Origin of the sequence: Nocardia speluncae NBRC 108251 (assembly GCF_001613245.1) — a bacterium.
In the GTDB taxonomy this organism is placed as follows: Bacteria; Actinomycetota; Actinomycetes; order Mycobacteriales; family Mycobacteriaceae; genus Nocardia; species Nocardia speluncae.
Genome location: NZ_BDBZ01000002.1, coordinates 460,513 through 477,313 on the forward strand (window position 1 = coordinate 460,513; position 16,801 = coordinate 477,313).

Consider the following 16,801-nt stretch of genomic DNA (forward strand, 5'->3'; position numbering starts at 1 on the left):
GTGTATTACGAACCCGGCCGGGACACATAAAGATTGGCATACAACCGGCCTTCGGACTCCAGGCCGCCGGGATCGATGCCGTTGGTGGTGAGGGTGTCCAGTACCTGCTCGCGTTCGGAGTCGGAGGCGAAGCGGCGCTGGGCGAACTCGCCCGGCATCCGCCGGGTGTGGTATCCCAGGGCGTCCAGTTCCGCCTCGATCGGTCCGAAACCGTACATGCGCAAGACGAAGTGCGCCATCCAGGGGCGGCGGTCCGGGGCGGCGGTCGCTATCCGGACGAGTGTCTTCTCGGTGACATAGCCGATACAGCCGGTCGAAATCACCAGATCGGCCGTGGCGAGGATCGCGCGTTGTTCGTCGGTGGGGTCGGCGGCCTCGAGGTCGGCGTGTACGACGCTGTCCAGTAGCCCCGCCGCCCGGGCGTAGTCCAGGGCCGGTGCGGAAGCGTCCATGCCGATGAACCGGACGCCGGGCAGGGCGGCGGCACCGCGGACGCGATCACGATCGCGGGCGATGAGATCGCCGGTCCCGAGCACCGATTCGGTATAGGAGCCGGCCAGCTCGGCCAGGGTCGTATCCAGGCGGAGCAGGGCGGCGTTCACACCGTAGGAGCACCCTATGTCCAGCACGGTGGGGGCAGTTCCCGCTGCTGCCCGATACTCCGCTATCTGCTCGCGCAGATGCGGCTTCGCCAGTTCCGGTATCCGATAGTCCAGCTCGGACATGCGGGCGTAGTAGTCGCGGGGGTCGGGCCTCGAGTAGATATCGTCGAACGATGCTTTCCCGGTGGTGTGCAACGGCACTGGCACGTTGTGTTCCTCTCGGTAGGGCGGTACCCACTCGACCGGGTCCCTGATCAATCCAGCAGCCGGTCACCACGGACGGCGTCGGCCGCCGCGTGATGATCCGGCAATACCCGCCCGAAGAGCTGGCGGGTACGTTCCACGGTGCCGATGGCGCCGGGGCGATCACTGTAGGCGAAGATCGCCGTATGCCGAGGGGTCGCGCCCTGCACCGGCGACACCCGGTGCAGTGAGTACCTTCCTTGGAAAAGCTGCAGGTCACCGGGGCGTAGCTCCAGCCGCCGGACGAGACCGTCGCCGCCGCCGGTGAGCACCGCGTGCACATCGGCGAGGTTCTCGGTATGCGGTGAACGGATATTGGGGCAGTATTCGAACACACCCCCGGACTCCGGCGCCGCCGTGAGCATGCTGACGGTGAACTCGTTGGTGTCGAAATGCCATGGATGCGAGTTGCGCGGGGCCACCACGTTCAGTACGAGACCGGCCAGCGGGTCGGCGAATTCGTGTAGCTGCCGCCGGCCGAAGCAGGCGGCCAGAAATTGCTGGAACTCGGCGCCGGTGTACAGCTGGTGGATCAATGCGCCGACCGGAATCCGGTCGCGCGGGACGAAGGCGTTACCGCGTTCGAAGATGATCCGGCCCGGATGCTCGGCGGGCAGTTCGGTATCGAGCGGAATGTTGTAGGCATTCACCCGTTCGGTGCGGTAGTAGGCGTGCGGCGCCATCTGTTCTCCCTGTTCCGCGAGCAGGGCGTGCAGTTCGGGCCGGATGAACTCGCGCAGTATGGTGCAGCCGTCCTCTGCCAGACCGGCCCGCGCAGCCGCGACAGCGGCATGCCAGCCGGGCGTATCGGGCTCCGCGAGCGGGTAGCGGGAAGTATCGACGATCTCGTCCAAGGTCACCGTGGCGGCCATAGCGATATTGTTGCCGCCGGTAGGCCGACACGCCCGGCGAATCCGCGAGATGCCCGGTGAGACCGGTCACGGACCATCCGGTTTTGTTGATCCGCAACACCATCGGCAGCGCAACGTTGTCGTTCCGCACCGTTTACCGAGGCACTTTCATGGACAGTCGCTTCCGCTGCCCACCCTCGCCCGGGCCTGCCGATTGCCACCGACGAGGCAGCGGACCAGCGTACGTGCCGCGTGGCCACTGCCCGCGGACACGGGCCCCGGATTCGCCGTCAGCAGGTACGCGACCCGGCGTGCTGAAGCCGCGTACGCAAGCACAGCTCCAGGTCGCCACTGGTCAATCCGATGAGCGTGTCACGATGCGTGCGGGACGGGTCTACAGGTACCGGGATCTCGCAGGGCACCACCGGGACTCCGCAGCCCGCCGCCGTGGCGGCCGCTACGCCGGTGACCGAATCCTCGACAGCCACGCAGTCGCGGGCATCCAGCCCGAGCAGGTGCGCCGCGCGGAGGTAGACGGCCGGGTCGGGTTTTCCGTGCGGCACCTCGTCCCCGCAGACCGAGACGTCGAACCGGTGCCGGCCCAGCGTTTCCAGGGCCAGTTCGGTGAGCGACCGTTTGGTGTTGGTCACGAGCGCGCAGGGCAGACCGGCCTCCCGTACCATGTCCAGCGCCGCCGCCGCGCCCGGCCGCCAGGGGATGGGACCGGTCATGAGTTCGGTGACCCGCCGCTCCAAGAACAGGCCCGCCGCCTCGACGGCCTCGGGGTGCGGGTCCACCCCCAATTCGGTGAACATGATCCGCAGCGCATTCGGCCCCGAAGCCCCGATGAGTGCGTGCCGGATCTCCTGCGTCATCTCCCGGCCGAGCTCGCGCGCCAGCTCGCGGACGCCGATATCCCACAGCTTCTCCGAATCGAGCAGCGTCCCGTCCATATCCCACAGGACACCGGCCGGCTGGGCCATACGTTCGGACCTTTCGTCATGGTGGATCGAGCCGGCGCCGAGCCGCGCAGCACGATCGGAGGCTTCGGCCGACGGTAGCCCGGCCGGGTAAGCGGCAGCAAACCCGGCCGGTCGCGGTCACAATACTTGCGACGCGGTGATGACCAACTCTCCTCCGTTGGGCGCGACCCGGAACGATCGGCTCTCCGACTGCACCGACCCGTCACGCATCGTGTAGGTGACCGTCGCCACCGCGCTACCGTCACCGGAACGGCTGACCGAGCCGATACTGACGGCGCCGATGGTCGACCAGAACCCCTGGTAGTCGGCGTAACCACCGGCGGTGGCCTGGTATTCGGGTGAGAGCTGCGACCACGCGGCAGCCGTGTTGCCGGGCAGCAGCCCGTAATAGCCACGAACGAACTGTTCCACGCGGGCACCCGAAGGCGGGCCGGATTCGGTGGTGGTGGTGGAGGCAGTGGTGGTGGGTGGATCACTGGGTTCAGCCCGCGGTTCCCCGGTCTGCTCCGGCGCGTTCACCTGGCTGCTTTCGGGCCCGGCGGCGGTGTTGCCGTCCCCGCCGGTGACATTGACGAGAACCAAACCCACCACGACCACCAGGAGCAGTGCCGCGGCGCCCGCCAGCACGGCCGTGCGGGACCGCACGCCGGAACCACGTCCGGCGGCCGGGCCCGCGGGCGCGGGCGACGGTCCCGTAGCCGGTGGCACCCCGGCATCCCGGAACGCCGGCGCCGCGGCGGGCGGGCGGATATCGGCGGCGCCCGGCTCCGGATCGGGCCGGTCGAGTGTCGCCGTGGCGGCGAGCGTGGGCGGGAGGACCTTCGTCGTGGCGGACGGTGCGATATCGACCGGTTCCGGCGCCCGGCCCGCGGCCACTTCTTCCAGCATGACTCGCGCCTCGTCCATGGTCGGCCGGTTCGCGACCTCGGTCGCCAGCAACCGCATCACCACGGGGCCCAGCGCGCCCGCCCCGGCGGGCGGTTCGACCTGCCCACCGGCGACCGCGTGCAGCACGGCCAAAGGGTTGTCGCCGTCACCGAAGGGCGGGCGCCCGGTGATCGCGTGGTAAAGCGTGGATCCCAACGCGAAGACATCCGAGGACGGTATCGGCTGTTCACCGCGTGCGACCTCCGGGGCGAGATAGGCCGGGGTGCCTGCCAGAAATCCGGTTGCGGTGACGGTGACATCACCGGTGGCGCGGGAGATTCCGAAATCGGTGATCTTCACCGTGCCGTCGTCGCCCACCAGCAGGTTCGCCGGTTTCACATCCCGGTGCACGATACCGGCGTCGTGGGCGGCGGCGAGCGCGGCCGCGGCCTGCGCCCCGAGTTCGGCGACCTTCAGCGGCGTGAGCGTTCCGTCGAGGTTCAGCCGGTTGGCCAGGCTGGGCGCGTTCATGTATTCCATGACCAGCCACGGCTGGCCGTCCTCGTCGGCGACGTCGAACACCGAGATGGCGTTGGGGTGGTGCAGGCGCGCGGCGATCCGGCCTTCGCGCAGTGCGCGTTTACGCGCCTCCGCTGTCTGCTGTTCGGTCAGGTTCGGGCCGAGCAGCACCTGTTTCACCGCGACCGTGCGCTGTAGCCGGATATCGAGCGCCCGCCACACCACTCCCATGGCACCGGTGCCGATGGGATCCGTGAGCCGATAACGTCCGGCTATCAGCCGATCCTTGCTCATCTGAAGTCGTGACCCCTTCTGCTCGCCGCCGAGTCGTCCAGCACTCCGCGCGTCACAGGCGGCTGCCCAGAGTTCCGCGTCGGCCCGGCGCGTGCAACGCATCCGAACGGCTTTGTCCGGATTTCTGGTTCCGCGGGAACCTCGGCGGAAGTTCCCGGAAATCGTAGCTGCGGCACCCCGAACCTCTGCGGGCAGTATGGGATTTCGGACCCGATCACGCGCCGGTCACCTGCGGTTTCCGCGGGTGGCTCAGGCAGTAGGCGCAGTAGTGACATACAAAAGTGACGACAATCACACCGACCGCGTGTTTAGCCCGGCTCAGGCATTGAAGTATTTTGCCTCCGGATGCAGCAGCACGAACGCATCGGTGGATTGTTCGGGATGCAGCTGCAGCTCCTCCGACAACGTGACACCGAGCCGCCCGGCGTCGAGCAGGTCCACCAGTTTGGCGCGATCCTCCAACTCCGGGCAGGCCCCGTAACCGAAGGAGTAACGCGCGCCGCGGTAACCGAGTTTGAAGTAGTCGGCCACCTCCGCGGGGTCGGATTCGGCGATGGCGTGCCCGTCGAGGGTGAGCTCTTCCCGGATCCGGCGATGCCAGTATTCGGCGAGCGCCTCGGTGAGCTGGACGCCGATTCCGTGCACCTCCAAATAATCCCGGTAGTTGTCGGCGGCGAACAGTTCGTTCGCGAAATCGGCGATCGGCTGCCCCATGGTGACCAACTGGAACGGCAGTACATCCACCTGCCCGGTCTGCCGGGCGTGGTCGCGCGAGCGGATGAAATCGGCTACGCACAGGAACCGGTCGCGCTGCTGGCGCGGGAAGGTGAAGCGGTACCGCTGCGGCGCATCGGGGTTCGGTTCGGTGAGCACGACCACGTCGTCGCCCTCGGAGACCGCCGGGAAGTACCCGTACACCACCGCCGCGTGCTGCAGGACACCTTCGACGCTGAGCCGGTCCAGCCAGGCCCGTAGCCGCGGGCGGCCGTCGGATTCGACGAGTTCCTCGTAGCTGGGCCCTTCACTGCCGCGCTGCCCGCGCAGCCCCCACTGGCCGAGGAACAGGGCACGTTCGTCGAGCAGGCCCGAGTATTCCTGGACCGGCAGACCTTTCACCACGCGAGTCCCCCAGAACGGCGGAACAGGCACGGGGACATCAGCGGCCACATCCGACCGGGCGGGCACCTCTATCGGGGTTTCGGCGGCCCGCCGCTCCTCGGCGATCCGGCGCGAACGTTCGTGGCGGGCTTTCCGTTCGGCAGTCTTGCGCCGCCGCTCCTCCGCCTCCGGGCTGTCCGGGTCGGGTGCGGCCCCGCGTTTGACGGCCATGATCTCGTCCATCAACCGCAAGCCTTCGAAGGCATCGCGGGCGTAGTGCACATCCCCCTCGTAGACATCGGTGAGATCGTTCTCCACATAGGAGCGGGTGAGCGCGGCGCCACCGAGCAGCACCGGGAACTGTTCGGCCACTCCCCTGCCGTTGAGTTCCTCCAGGTTCTCCTTCATCACCACGGTGGATTTCACCAGCAGACCCGACATTCCGATCACATCGGCCTTCTTGTCCACCGCGGCGTCGAGAATGCTGGCGATGGGCTGTTTGATCCCGAGGTTCACCACCTCGTAGCCGTTGTTGGAAAGGATGATGTCGACCAAGTTCTTGCCGATATCGTGCACATCGCCCTTGACGGTGGCCAGCACCACGCGACCTTTACCGCTGTCGTCGGTGGCCTCCATATACGGCTCCAGATGCGCCACGGCAGCTTTCATCACCTCGGCCGATTGAAGCACGAACGGCAGTTGCATCTGGCCCGACCCGAACAGCTCGCCGACGGTCTTCATCCCCGACAGCAGCGTTTCGTTGATGATCTTCAGTGGCGGAACTTCACGCATCGCCTCGTCGAGGTCGCCCTCCATCCCGGCGCGTTCACCGTCGACGATGCGCCGCTCGAGGCGTTCGAACAGCGGCAGCGCGGCCAGTTCGTCGGCGCGCGAGGCCCGCGAATCGGCCGTCGACACACCCTCGAAAAGCTGCATGAGCATCTGCAGCGGGTCGTAGCCTTCGCGGCGGCGGTCGTAGATCAGGTCGAGGGCGATTTCGCGGTGCTCGTCCGGGATCCGGCTCATCGGCAGGATCTTGGAGGCGTGCACGATCGCACTGTCCAGGCCGGCCTGCACGCATTCGTGCATGAACACGGAGTTCAGCACCTGGCGGGCGGCGGGGTTCAGGCCGAAGGAGATATTCGACAGACCCAGCGTGGTCTGCACCCCGGGGTGGCGGCGTTTGAGTTCGCGGATGGCCTCGATGGTTTCCAGGCCGTCGCGCCGCGATTCCTCCTGGCCGGTGCCGAGGGTGAAGGTCAGGGTGTCGATGATGATATCGCCGACATGCAGGCCCCAGTTGCCGGTGATATCGGCGATCAGCCGTTCGGCAATATCGACCTTGTGTTCGGCGGTCCGCGCCTGCCCCTCCTCGTCGATGGTCAGCGCGACCACTGCGGCGCCGTGTTCGGCGACCAGGCTCATGATCTGCTGGAACCGGGAGTCCGGCCCGTCGCCGTCCTCGTAGTTCACCGAGTTCACCGCGCAGCGCCCGCCGAGGCGCTCGAGCCCGGCCTGCAGCACGGGCGGCTCGGTGGAGTCGAGCATGATCGGCAAGGTGGAGGCGGTGGCCAGCCGGGACGCCAGTTCCGACATATCGGCGCTACCGTCGCGGCCGACGTAGTCGACGCACAGGTCGAGCAGATGGGCGCCGTCACGGGTCTGGTCCTTGGCGATATCGAGGCATTTACCCCAGTCCTGGACCAGCATGGCCTCCCGGAACGCCTTCGACCCGTTGGCGTTGGTGCGCTCACCGATCATCAGCACGCTGGCGTCCTGTTCGAACGGCACCGCGGTGTACATGCTGGAAATGCTCGGTTCCGGCTGCGGGGTACGGCGCTGCTCGATCGGCGGCAACGTGGTTTCCACCTCGCGGACGGCCTCGGCGACCTGCCGGATGTGCTCCGGGGTGGTGCCGCAGCAGCCGCCGACCAGGGCCAGGCCGTAGTCGGCGACGAAACCACGCAGCGCCGCGGCCAGCTCCTCGGGGGTGAGTGGATACTCGGCGCCGTTGGCCCCGAGCACCGGCAGCCCGGCGTTGGGCATCACCGAGACGGGGATCCGGGCATGCTGGGAGAGGTAGCGCAGATGCTCGCTCATCTCGTCCGGGCCGGTCGCGCAGTTCAGCCCGATCAGATCGATACCCAGCGGCTCCAGCGCGGTGAGCGCCGCACCGATCTCACTGCCGACCAGCATGGTGCCCGTGGTCTCGACCGTGACGTGGGTGATGATCGGAATGCGGCGCCCGGCCTGTTCCATGGCCCGGCGAGTGCCGTTGATCGCCGCCTTGACCTGCAGCAGGTCCTGGCAGGTCTCGATCAGTACCGCGTCGGCGCCGCCGTCGAGCATGCCGAGCGCGGCCTCGGTGTAGGCGTCACGCAGGCTCACGTAGGGGGCGTGACCCAGGGTCGGCAGCTTGGTGCCCGGCCCCATCGAGCCGAGGACATAACGAGGCACCCCGTCGGAGCCCGGCCCCATCTCGTCGGCGACCTCACGGGCCAGCCGGGTGCCCTTCTCGGACAGATCCCGGATCCGGTCCGCGATATCGTAGTCGGCGAGGTTGGGCAGGTTGCAGCCGAAAGTGTTGGTTTCCACGGCGTCGGCGCCGGCCTCGAAATAGGCACGGTGGATATCGCGCAGCACCTCGGGACGGGTGTCGTTGAGGATCTCGTTGCATCCTTCGAGGCCGCGAAAATCGTCGAGGGTGAGATCCACGGCCTGCAACATCGTGCCCATGGCCCCGTCACCGATCACGACACGGCGGCTGAGCGTGTCGAGCAAGGTGGTGTCGAACTCGGCGGGGCGGGAGGCAGACATGGATTCCAGACTAGTGGGCGCCACCGTGACGATGTTCGCCTAGTTCACACCTGTGGGGGCGGCCACAGCCGGCATCCGGTGTGACCGGCCGCCCACTGTCCTACCGGGCGGCCGGTCACACCCGGCGGGAAAACCGCGAGCCGGCGGGCACTCGCGCCTCGGGCCACCACCGCGCAGGCCCGGCGACCGGCCGCGACAGGCGCGGGAGGACCGATACTGCGCGCCGGTCGCGACCAGCACCGTAGGCTGACTGAGGTGAGCTCGAGTGAATCTCCGGTGGATCGGGAACTGCCCGCGTTGCGCAACCCGGTGCTCGTCGCCGCTTTCGAGGGCTGGAACGACGCTGGTGATGCGGCCAGCGGCGCGGTCGAGCACCTGGAGTTGATCTGGGATGCGCGGCCACTGGCCGAACTCGATTCCGAGGACTACTACGACTATCAGGTGAACCGGCCGATGGTCCGGCAGGTGGAGGGCGTCACCCGCGAGATCGTCTGGCCGGCGACGGTGCTGTCGGTGTGCTCCCCGCCCGGCAGCGACCGCGATGTGGTCCTGCTGCGCGGTATCGAACCCAATATGCGGTGGCGCCGGTTTTGCGCGGACCTACTGGAGCTCATCGATCAGCTCGGAGTAGAGACAGTGGTCATCCTGGGTGCACTGCTGGCGGATACCCCGCATACCCGGCCCGTGCCGGTGACGGGTTCGGCCTACAGCAAAGAAGCGGCCGAACGCTTCAATCTGGAACAGACCCGCTACGAGGGCCCGACGGGGATCACCGGCGTGCTGCAGGACCAGTGCGTGAAGGCCGGGATCCCGGCGGTGTCGTTCTGGGCGGCGGTTCCGCATTACGTCTCCCAGCCGCCGAACCCGAAGGCCACGATCGCACTGCTGCACCGGGTGGAGGATGTTCTCGATATCGAGGTGCCGATGCGGGAGCTGCCGCAGCAGGCCGAGGAGTGGGAGTCGACGGTGAACGAGATGACCGTCGCCGACGAGGAGATCGCCGAGTACGTCCATTCCCTCGAGGAGCGCGGCGATGCCGCGATCGACGTGAACGAGGTCATGGCCAAGATCGATGGTGATGCCATCGCGGCCGAATTCGAGAAGTATCTGCGCCGGCGGGGGCCCGGCGGCTTCGGGCGCTGAGGGGGGACGCCGAGCCGCCGGGCCGCCGGTTCAGCTCGCCACCGACCAGATTCGGGCGGCGGCGTCGTTGGCCAGTTTCGCGATCAGCAGTTCGCGTGGAATGGTCTGGCCGGTGAGGTGATCGAGCGAAGGCACCACCACGTGGTGGGCATCCGCCCGTTGGAGTTCCCGGGTCAGTTCGGCGAATGCCGTTCCGTCACCCGCATGCGATTCGTGGAATGTCGCGGCGAAGCATAATCCGTGGGCATCGGCGAGCTCGCGTAGCGCGGCCTCCATATCGTCGCCGTCGCCCGCGGCCAGATCGTCGCGTAAATACCCATATACCAACGCTTCCACCCGAACCTCCTGAATCCTTCCCCGCGCGAGGCGGGGAACCATTTCCTGCTCCGGGATCTCCTCCCGCGTTCGCGGGGGTGTTGCTTGAACCGGTACGGAACCGGTTCGATTCGAGCATGACCGACGGCGAACGCACGCAGAAGAGGTCATGCGGGGGACATCTTCATGCCCTATGGGGTCCACGAAAAGTTTGCTGGTGCAATACTGGCGGCGTGACTGCTGCTGAAGATCGTCCGCTGTGGGCCATCCGGATGCGCTCGGAACGCGATGCGCGTGGGTGGTCACAGGCCGAGGCGGTACGCGCGCTACGCGCCAAATCATCCCAGAACCTACCGACCGACAGCACCCTGCTACGCAATTGGCGGCGTTGGGAATCGGGCGAATCCCGCCCCGACGATTTCTACGCTCCCCTCATCGCCGCCGCTTTCGACACCGTCGCCCCGGCCTTCTTTCCCAAGGCGCGCCCGAGCCGCGACGACGAATTACTCACCGCCACCGGGATGGACACGCTCGAATTCATGGGACGGCTACGGATGTCCGATGTTTCGACCGCCACCCTCGACGCCGTCCGGATCACCGCCGAACGCCTGTGCCGTGACTACGCCTCCACCGATGCCCACCAACTCCACCGTGAGGCATCGGGCTGGCTACGGCGGATCGCGGCCCTGCTCGACAGCCGGCTGACGCTGGCCCAGCACAAAGAAGTCCTCGAGCTGGCAGGGTGGGTCGCCCTGCTGCTCGGCTGCCTCGAATACGATCTCGGCCGCCGCGGCGGCGCCGAGGCCACCCGGCGGGCCGCCCGATCCCTCGGCCTGGAATCCGGCAATATCGAAATCATCGGATGGAGTTCGGAACTGGCGGCCTGGTTCGCGCTCACCCAGGGCAACAACCGCGGTGTCATCCAGGCCGTCGATTCGGTACCGCCGGAATGCGCCGACAGCGGCGTCGGCGTCCAGCTCGCCGCCCAGCGCGCCAAAGCCTGGGCACGCCTGGGCGACCGCACCGCGGTGGACGCGGCACTGGCACAGGGCCGGATGCTGCTGGACCGGCTCGGGCATCCCGAGGACCTGGAGAACCATTTCGTCGTCGACCCGCAGAAATTCGATTTCTATGCCATGGACTGCTGCCGGGTGGTCGGCGACGATATGCGGGCCGAACGGTTCGCCCGTGCCGTACTGGCCGATTCCACCACCCTCGACGGCACGGTCCGCAACCCGATGCGGGTCGCCGAAGCCCACCTCACCCTGGCGATGGTGGCCGCCCGCGGCCGCGATCTCGAACTGGCGGTCTCGGAGGGGCTGCAAGCCTTCGAATCGAAACGCCGGTCGCTGCCCTCACTGTTGTGCATCGGCGGCGAGGTCGGACGGGAATTGATGGCGCACTTCCCCGACGATCCGCGGACTCAGGAGTACCTGGACGAACTCCGCGCAGTATCCGGCACCTGAACTGTTCCGTGGGCGTACGCCCGGCGCGGATTCACACCTCAGCGGTGGGCGGCGTCGGGCACCCGCGCCGGACAGGCCGTCCCCGGGAGGGTGACCAGCTCGAAATGCCACCATTCGTTGTCGAACGTTCGGCACAGTCCCCACCGGTTACCGTTGGCTTCCAGCCATGCGGCACCGTCGCGCGGCGCGATATCGACGGCCCGGCCGGTGACATGCGTGGACTCCTCCGGCGGCAACACCCAGCGGCGGGTTTCTTCCGGCGTGCCGTAGGTGCGCAGCCCGTCCTCCCACATCGCCTGCTGTTCGGCCGGGCTGCGATAGCCGGAATTGATCCACATCGGTACACCCGCGGCATGCGCTTCCCGCTCGGCCATGGTGTACGCGAGCGCCAGCAACGGATCGAGCCCCTCGGTCCCCGCCGCCGCGGTCTCCGTCAGGGGCGGCACCGGAAAGGGAGAGGCGGCGGCTTCGGCACCACCGAAGGCGAGCACACCGGCAGCTACCGCCGACACCGCCGCCGCGGCGGCACGACCAGCTTTCGCCGACAGAGGAAAGGGCATGCGGATGATCTTATCGACCACTACCTGCCCCGACCGGCTGCGTTACCGATGAGCTGCACAGATGTGATTCCACGCAAAGCCGACCACATGGCCGGTTGCCGTCCCCCTGGCCGGGGACTACGCCCGGTTCAGGGTCCTTGGTCGGGCCACCACAGGGCGATGGTGAGACCGAGTAGGCCGAGCACGAGCTGCACCAGTGCCACGTCAGCCATTCACCTGCTGCTCATGTCCGTCCGGCTCCCCGACCCAACGGTGCCCGCGTGGGTACAGCCGCATCGGGGTGATGAGCGCGGCGTTATCGGTGACGAGGTGGCGGATCGCATCGACGTGCTCGAAGCCCGGCACGACAACGGCGGCCGCGCCGTGCTCACCCGCGTGCCGGGCCAATGCCAGCGCGGCAACTTTCGGCCCCGAATCCGTGAACACGGTGAACACGAGCCGATAGCCGTGCCTTTCCGCTAGCGCGTACAAGTCGACCACGGATACCGCAACGTCACGCCGGACCAGCGCGACTGCCTTGGGACGCTCATCGGTGGTCACGTGAATCCTCCGAGTCCGCGCACCAGCGACGCACGGCCGCTGCGATGCACTCCAACCGCTCGACCGGCGGCAGCACCGCTACAGGCCCTTCCGGGATCCCGAAAGATCCGCGAACCCGCTTCGGTAGCAGCCCAGGCCCGGTCCCGATGGATCGGCTACACCCTTGAAACCCGCTGACAGACATGAGTTGTCCCCTACTCCTGGAATAGTCTTGGCAAGCACCCGGCGCAGGGTCCGGCACGGCATCAGCGACCGAACTGTGAATGCTGGACCGCCAGTTCGCGGCGCTCCTGGCGTTGAACTGGTGTCTCCCAGTGGTTCTGGGAGGTGGCCTGCGCCGGGTGCGCCATCAGTAGACAAGGGCTACAGCCGCTATTGGAAGCTTCCGATGCGTCAATTCCTCAGAAAATCTGCAACATTCCAGATTTTGCCCCCGCGCCTTCCAGTACGAGTCACACTGCGTTCCGGTGCGGGATGTGGAGGCCCGCACAAAGGGGAGAGAGAGCATGGACAGGGAGACCGATAGCACCTTCGCGCGACGGATGCTGGGAAGGCAGCTGCGGCATCTGCGCGAGACGTCGGGTGTCAGTGTGCAAACGGCTCGGCAGGCCATCGGAGTGGGGCATCAGACTCTATGGCGCCTGGAGACCGGACAGTCCACCCGGATATCGGCATTACAGGTGCGCGAGCTGTGCCGCATCTACAAGGCAGCACAGGAGGTTACGGATGTTCTCCTGGATCTTCTGAGCGGACTGTCGTACAAGTCTTGGTGGCATGCCTACCGCGAGGCGGTACCGAAGGACTTCGACCTATATCTGGGTTTGGAGGTGGCGGCCAGTCGATTCCTGACCTACGCACCGACGCTGCTTCCCGGTCTTGTCCAAACACAGCCGTACCGGCGCGCGATGATCTGGATATCGAACCCGGGGATGCGCACAGTAGAAGTAGAGCAACACATCGAGATCGCGAGCCGTCGGCAATCGCGGCTACACGACGACCCCAGCCTGGAAGTGGAAATCCTTGTCAGTGAGGCTGCATTGCGACACCGCATAGGAGGCCCGGCGGTAATGACCGAACAACTCGACTACCTCGCCGAGCTGAGCGAACTTTCCCAGGTTTCGATCAAGGCCGTCCCCTTCACCGCCACTCACGTCGGCCTGGATGCGGGATTGTTCGTCCTGCTGGAGTTTCCGCCGCATCGAACAACGTGGCTGTCAGAACCGCCGATTGTGTACGTTCAGGGCTACACCAGCGACCAGTACCTCGAGCGGCCAGAGGAAATCGACAGATACCAGACGGCAGCCGACGGCATCAGACGCGTCGCGCTCGACGAGGTACGAACCCGAGACCTGGTGCGGAAGATAGCGAAGGAGCACCATGAACAGCGCTGACCTACCCGGAGCCCGGTGGTTCAAGAGCAGCCGAAGTTCCGGCACCAAGGAGTGTGTCGAGGCCGCACACCTGGATAAAGGTTTCGTCGGCGTTCGCGACTCCAAGAACCCTGCGGGCCCCGCCCTGGTGTTTGCCCCCAGCAAATGGGACGCCTTCCTCGCGACCGCCAAGTCCGGCGAGTTCGACCGGGCCTGATTCCTACAGATAAGGGAACCCCTCCTTCGGGAGGGGTTTCCTTATGAAGGAGGCCATAGGAGATGACCGGACGTCCATTGTCCGCCGAGGAATGCGACCGGCTCTGGCGAGCCTGGACACCCGCCGAAGCCGCCGAACGGCTGTCGAGCGCCCCGCCGTGCTGGTACGTCACAGGCGGCTGGGCACTGGACCTGTTCGTCGGCGGTCTCGGACGTGAGCATTCCGACCTCGAAATCGGCGTGCCCAGCAGTCGATTCGCCGATATCGCGAACGTACTCCCAGGCTATGAGTGGGACGTCGTCGGTGACGGGCACGTCTGGCCGTTTCCCGAGGAAGCCGATGATCAGCATCAGACCTGGTTGCGCGATCCGGCGAGCGGGCTGTATCACCTCGATGTTTTCCGCGAGCCACATCGTGGCGATCGATGGGTGTGCCGCCGCGACACCTCGATCACGCTGCCCTACGACGAGCTGATGCTCCACACCGCCGACGGCATCCCCTACGTGATCCCCGAAGCCGTCCTCGTGTTCAAGGCGAAAGCCCCCAGAGCCAAGGACGAGACCGATTTCCTGCGAGCGCTTCCGGCTATGGACCGGTCGAGAAAATCACGGTTGTCCAGATGGCTTGCCCGAGTGCACCCCGGCCACCCCTGGCTGGAAACGCTTTCGGCGCACGGATCCTGACAGATATTCGCGGGCAGCACACCCGCCGGGATCAGGCCGCGAATCCACCGTCGATGTCCAAGCTCGCGCCGGTGATATAGGCGGCGTCGGGCCCGGCGAGATACGAGACGAAGGCGCCGACCTCGGCCGAGGTGCCGAATCGGTCAGTGGCCATAACTCCGAGCAGATTCGATGCATTGGGCCCATCGGCGGGGTTGGCATCGGTGTCCACCGGGCCGGGCTGGACATTGTTGATGGTGATCCCGCGCGGTGCCAGTGACTATTGCCGATTACTGACCGACCGTCTAAAATCTGACCATGCGGCCAGAAAACAGCACGACCGGCCAGGCTCGTCGCCCCTCGCTCATCGAAGAGGTCCGGCGGCGGCAGATTCTCGAAAGTGCTGTCACCGTGTTCGCCGAATTCGGTTACGCGAAAGCCTCACTCGCCCGGATCGCCGAGCGTGCCGGTATCAGCAAGGGCGTGATCTCCTACCACTTCGCCGGCAAGGACGAACTGATGGAGCGGCTCGTCGAACACGTCTACGCGGAGATCACCGAATTCGTCGTGCCCCGGGTCACCGCAGAAGAAACGGTGCTGCGCCGGATCGGCGAGCGGATCCGCGCCGTCGCCGACTATGTGCGCACCAACCCCGCCGAACTACGGGCACTGACCGAGGTGCTCCACAACCTCCTCGACGAGAACGGACGCCCGGTATACGGCGACCAGTTCAACGAATCCATCTATCAGGGTTTGGAAGCCGAGTTCCGGACGGGCCAGGCATCCGGCGAACTCCGTCCGTTCGATACCCGCGTCATGGCCGTTACGGTGCAGGCCGGAATCGACGCGATGATCGCCTACTGGCATTCCTACCCCGAGCACGATCTCGCGGCACACGCGGGCGAACTGGCGGATCTCATCACGCACGCGATCACCGCGAACCCGACCACCTCCGAGGTACAGCCATGACAACCGAGCAGGCAACGGCACGCGGTCCCGCACCGCTGGGCGGAAACGATCGGATCCCGGGACCGGATCTCGCCCGCGGGTTCATGCTGCTACTGATCGTGCTGGCCAATACGGCCTACTACCTGTACGGCGGGCAGCGTTCGGCGTCCGGGGCACATCCGGTGGACGGTTCGGCACTCGACACCGTGGTGCAAGGCGTCCTCATCACCACCGTGGATCTGCGGGTCTACCCGATGTTCGCGTTCCTGTTCGGTTACGGCCTGGTGATGATCGCCCGCCGGCAGTCGCAGCGCGGACTTTCCGAAAAGCAGGTCCGGTCGGTGATCCAGCGCCGGAACGTGTGGCTCATCGTGTTCGGCGCGGTGCACGCCCTACTGCTGTGGGGCGGAGACATACTCGGCGCCTACGGGCTCACCGGCCTGGTCCTGGTGTGGCTGTTCCTGCGCCGCTCCGATCGCACACTGCTGGTCTGGGCCGGGATCGGCAGCGTCATCGTTGCCCTGGTGGCAGGCTTGTCGGCACTCGGAGCGGTGGCCGTACTATCCGGCGAGGACACCGGGGGCGGATTCGATCCGGGATTCGCGGACTCGGCGTACGCCAGCATCTCGGAAGAGAATTTCTGGGCCGCGGCCGTCGCACGGATCACGATGTGGCCGGTGCAGGTGACCTTCGTACAGGGCTTGTTCGGCTTGGTTGTCCCTGTATCGATCCTGCTCGGATTCTGGGCCGCGCGCCACCGGGTACTGGAGCGGCCACAAGAGCATCGCCAGCTGCTGTGGGTGACCGCGATTGCCGGTATCACCCTCGGCTGGAGCTTCGGACTCGTCCACGCGCTCGCCCATGCCGGAGTGATCAGCGGTGTGGAACCGGCGATGGCGGCGATGGCGGCCCCACAGATGGCCACGGGTCTGGCGTGCGGCCTCGGCTATGTCGCGGTGTTCGGGCTGATCGGCGGCCGCCTGGCCGGTCGCCGGCTCGGACCGGTCGCGTACGCCGTCACGGCAGTGGGTAAACGTTCGATGAGCTGCTATCTCGCTCAATCAGTGCTGTGCGCGCCACTGCTCGCGGCGTGGGGCCTCGGACTCGGCGCCGCACTCGGTAGTGCCGGTATGGCCGCGTTCGCTGTCGGCGTGTGGATCATCACGATCGGCTATGCCGTGCTCCTCGAACGGCAAGCAAACCCGGGGCCGGCCGAAACCCTGTTGCGTCGGCTGGTTTACGGCCGAGCGCGACATTCACACAACCCGCCCGCGTACGCCGCCGGCAGCAACTGACCGGGTAGCGA

At 66.7% G+C, this 16,801-nt stretch carries 16 protein-coding genes; 7 read left to right on the forward strand and 9 right to left on the reverse strand.

All coding sequences use genetic code 11. The features are described 5' to 3' along the window. Positions 1-5: 5 nt before the first annotated feature. From NS6_RS04885 to metH, 5 genes are all read right to left on the reverse strand, one after another. Positions 6-809, reverse strand: coding sequence for a class I SAM-dependent methyltransferase (locus NS6_RS04885; RefSeq protein WP_068037985.1), 804 nt, complete (start codon positions 807-809; stop codon positions 6-8). A 47-nt stretch (positions 810-856) separates the two neighbouring features. Beyond that, positions 857-1,717 (reverse strand): HalD/BesD family halogenase, encoded by an 861-nt coding sequence (locus tag NS6_RS04890; protein WP_068036896.1) that lies wholly within the window; start codon positions 1,715-1,717, stop codon positions 857-859. A gap of 269 nt (positions 1,718-1,986) precedes the next feature. Beyond that, positions 1,987-2,679: an HAD family hydrolase gene (locus NS6_RS04895; protein ID WP_068036899.1), complete on the reverse strand. Its 693-nt coding sequence runs from the start codon at positions 2,677-2,679 to the stop codon at positions 1,987-1,989. Positions 2,680-2,796: 117 nt separating this feature from the next. After that, positions 2,797-4,359, reverse strand: a complete 1,563-nt coding sequence (locus NS6_RS04900; protein ID WP_068036902.1) for a serine/threonine-protein kinase — start codon at positions 4,357-4,359, stop codon at positions 2,797-2,799. Positions 4,360-4,677: 318 nt separating this feature from the next. After that, the gene (metH, locus tag NS6_RS04905) at positions 4,678-8,274 is read right to left on the reverse strand and encodes a methionine synthase (RefSeq protein ID WP_068036905.1); all 3,597 of its coding nucleotides are present in this window, start codon (positions 8,272-8,274) and stop codon (positions 4,678-4,680) included. 255 nt (positions 8,275-8,529) lie between these two features. Here metH and NS6_RS04910 point away from each other — a divergent pair, with 255 nt between their 5' ends. Then, positions 8,530-9,417, forward strand: coding sequence for a PAC2 family protein (locus NS6_RS04910; protein WP_068036908.1), 888 nt, complete (start codon positions 8,530-8,532; stop codon positions 9,415-9,417). A 30-nt stretch (positions 9,418-9,447) separates the two neighbouring features. Here the strand turns inward: NS6_RS04910 and NS6_RS04915 are convergent, their stop codons facing one another. Then, positions 9,448-9,753 carry a hypothetical protein gene (locus tag NS6_RS04915; RefSeq protein WP_033242355.1) on the reverse strand — a complete coding sequence of 102 codons (306 nt, stop codon included), beginning with the start codon at positions 9,751-9,753 and terminating at the stop codon, positions 9,448-9,450. Positions 9,754-9,965: 212 nt separating this feature from the next. Here NS6_RS04915 and NS6_RS04920 point away from each other — a divergent pair, with 212 nt between their 5' ends. Continuing rightward, entirely contained in the window at positions 9,966-11,198 is a 1,233-nt protein-coding gene (locus NS6_RS04920; protein WP_307647232.1) for a helix-turn-helix domain-containing protein, read from the forward strand. 38 nt (positions 11,199-11,236) lie between these two features. Here the strand turns inward: NS6_RS04920 and NS6_RS04925 are convergent, their stop codons facing one another. Beyond that, on the reverse strand, positions 11,237-11,758 hold the full coding sequence (locus tag NS6_RS04925; RefSeq protein WP_068037987.1) for a M15 family metallopeptidase: 522 nt from the start codon (positions 11,756-11,758) through the stop codon (positions 11,237-11,239). A 204-nt stretch (positions 11,759-11,962) separates the two neighbouring features. Next, complete coding sequence (locus tag NS6_RS04930; RefSeq protein WP_068036913.1) at positions 11,963-12,298, reverse strand: hypothetical protein; 336 nt, start codon at positions 12,296-12,298, stop codon at positions 11,963-11,965. Positions 12,299-12,804: 506 nt separating this feature from the next. Here NS6_RS04930 and NS6_RS04935 point away from each other — a divergent pair. From NS6_RS04935 to NS6_RS04945, 3 genes are all read left to right on the forward strand, one after another. After that, the gene (locus NS6_RS04935; RefSeq protein ID WP_068037991.1) at positions 12,805-13,689 is read left to right on the forward strand and encodes a helix-turn-helix domain-containing protein; all 885 of its coding nucleotides are present in this window, start codon (positions 12,805-12,807) and stop codon (positions 13,687-13,689) included. Beyond that, positions 13,676-13,885 carry a DUF397 domain-containing protein gene (locus NS6_RS04940; RefSeq protein WP_068036916.1) on the forward strand — a complete coding sequence of 70 codons (210 nt, stop codon included), beginning with the start codon at positions 13,676-13,678 and terminating at the stop codon, positions 13,883-13,885. Before NS6_RS04935 ends, NS6_RS04940 begins: the two co-directional genes overlap by 14 nt. A 62-nt stretch (positions 13,886-13,947) precedes the next feature. Further along, complete coding sequence (locus NS6_RS04945) at positions 13,948-14,568, forward strand: nucleotidyltransferase domain-containing protein (protein WP_068036919.1); 621 nt, start codon at positions 13,948-13,950, stop codon at positions 14,566-14,568. Positions 14,569-14,599: 31 nt separating this feature from the next. On the opposite strand, the gene NS6_RS33660 is transcribed toward NS6_RS04945, so the two are convergent. Then, positions 14,600-14,779, reverse strand: a complete 180-nt coding sequence (locus tag NS6_RS33660; RefSeq protein WP_245669127.1) for an SDR family oxidoreductase — start codon at positions 14,777-14,779, stop codon at positions 14,600-14,602. A gap of 86 nt (positions 14,780-14,865) precedes the next feature. On the opposite strand from NS6_RS33660, the gene NS6_RS04950 reads away from it, so the two are divergent. Continuing rightward, positions 14,866-15,516, forward strand: coding sequence for a TetR/AcrR family transcriptional regulator (locus NS6_RS04950; RefSeq protein WP_068036922.1), 651 nt, complete (start codon positions 14,866-14,868; stop codon positions 15,514-15,516). Further along, the gene (locus NS6_RS04955) at positions 15,513-16,790 is read left to right on the forward strand and encodes a DUF418 domain-containing protein (protein ID WP_068036925.1); all 1,278 of its coding nucleotides are present in this window, start codon (positions 15,513-15,515) and stop codon (positions 16,788-16,790) included. The genes NS6_RS04950 and NS6_RS04955 overlap by 4 nt, the downstream gene beginning before the upstream one ends. The last annotated feature ends 11 nt before the right edge of the window (positions 16,791-16,801 follow it).

Excerpts from the sequence above, each read along its gene's own strand:
- NS6_RS04955 (WP_068036925.1), top strand. The coding sequence starts at position 15,513 with ATGACAACCGAGCAGGCAACGGCACGCGGTCCCGCACCGCTGGGCGGA.
- NS6_RS04945 (WP_068036919.1), top strand. The coding sequence starts at position 13,948 with ATGACCGGACGTCCATTGTCCGCCGAGGAATGCGACCGGCTCTGGCGA.
- metH (WP_068036905.1), bottom strand. The coding sequence starts at position 8,274 with ATGTCTGCCTCCCGCCCCGCCGAGTTCGACACCACCTTGCTCGACACG.
- NS6_RS04950 (WP_068036922.1), top strand. The coding sequence starts at position 14,866 with ATGCGGCCAGAAAACAGCACGACCGGCCAGGCTCGTCGCCCCTCGCTC.
- NS6_RS04890 (WP_068036896.1), bottom strand. The coding sequence starts at position 1,717 with ATGGCCGCCACGGTGACCTTGGACGAGATCGTCGATACTTCCCGCTAC.
- NS6_RS04940 (WP_068036916.1), top strand. The coding sequence starts at position 13,676 with ATGAACAGCGCTGACCTACCCGGAGCCCGGTGGTTCAAGAGCAGCCGA.
- NS6_RS04900 (WP_068036902.1), bottom strand. The coding sequence starts at position 4,359 with ATGAGCAAGGATCGGCTGATAGCCGGACGTTATCGGCTCACGGATCCC.
- NS6_RS04895 (WP_068036899.1), bottom strand. The coding sequence starts at position 2,679 with ATGGCCCAGCCGGCCGGTGTCCTGTGGGATATGGACGGGACGCTGCTC.
- NS6_RS04935 (WP_068037991.1), top strand. The coding sequence starts at position 12,805 with ATGGACAGGGAGACCGATAGCACCTTCGCGCGACGGATGCTGGGAAGG.
- NS6_RS04925 (WP_068037987.1), bottom strand. The coding sequence starts at position 11,758 with ATGCCCTTTCCTCTGTCGGCGAAAGCTGGTCGTGCCGCCGCGGCGGCG.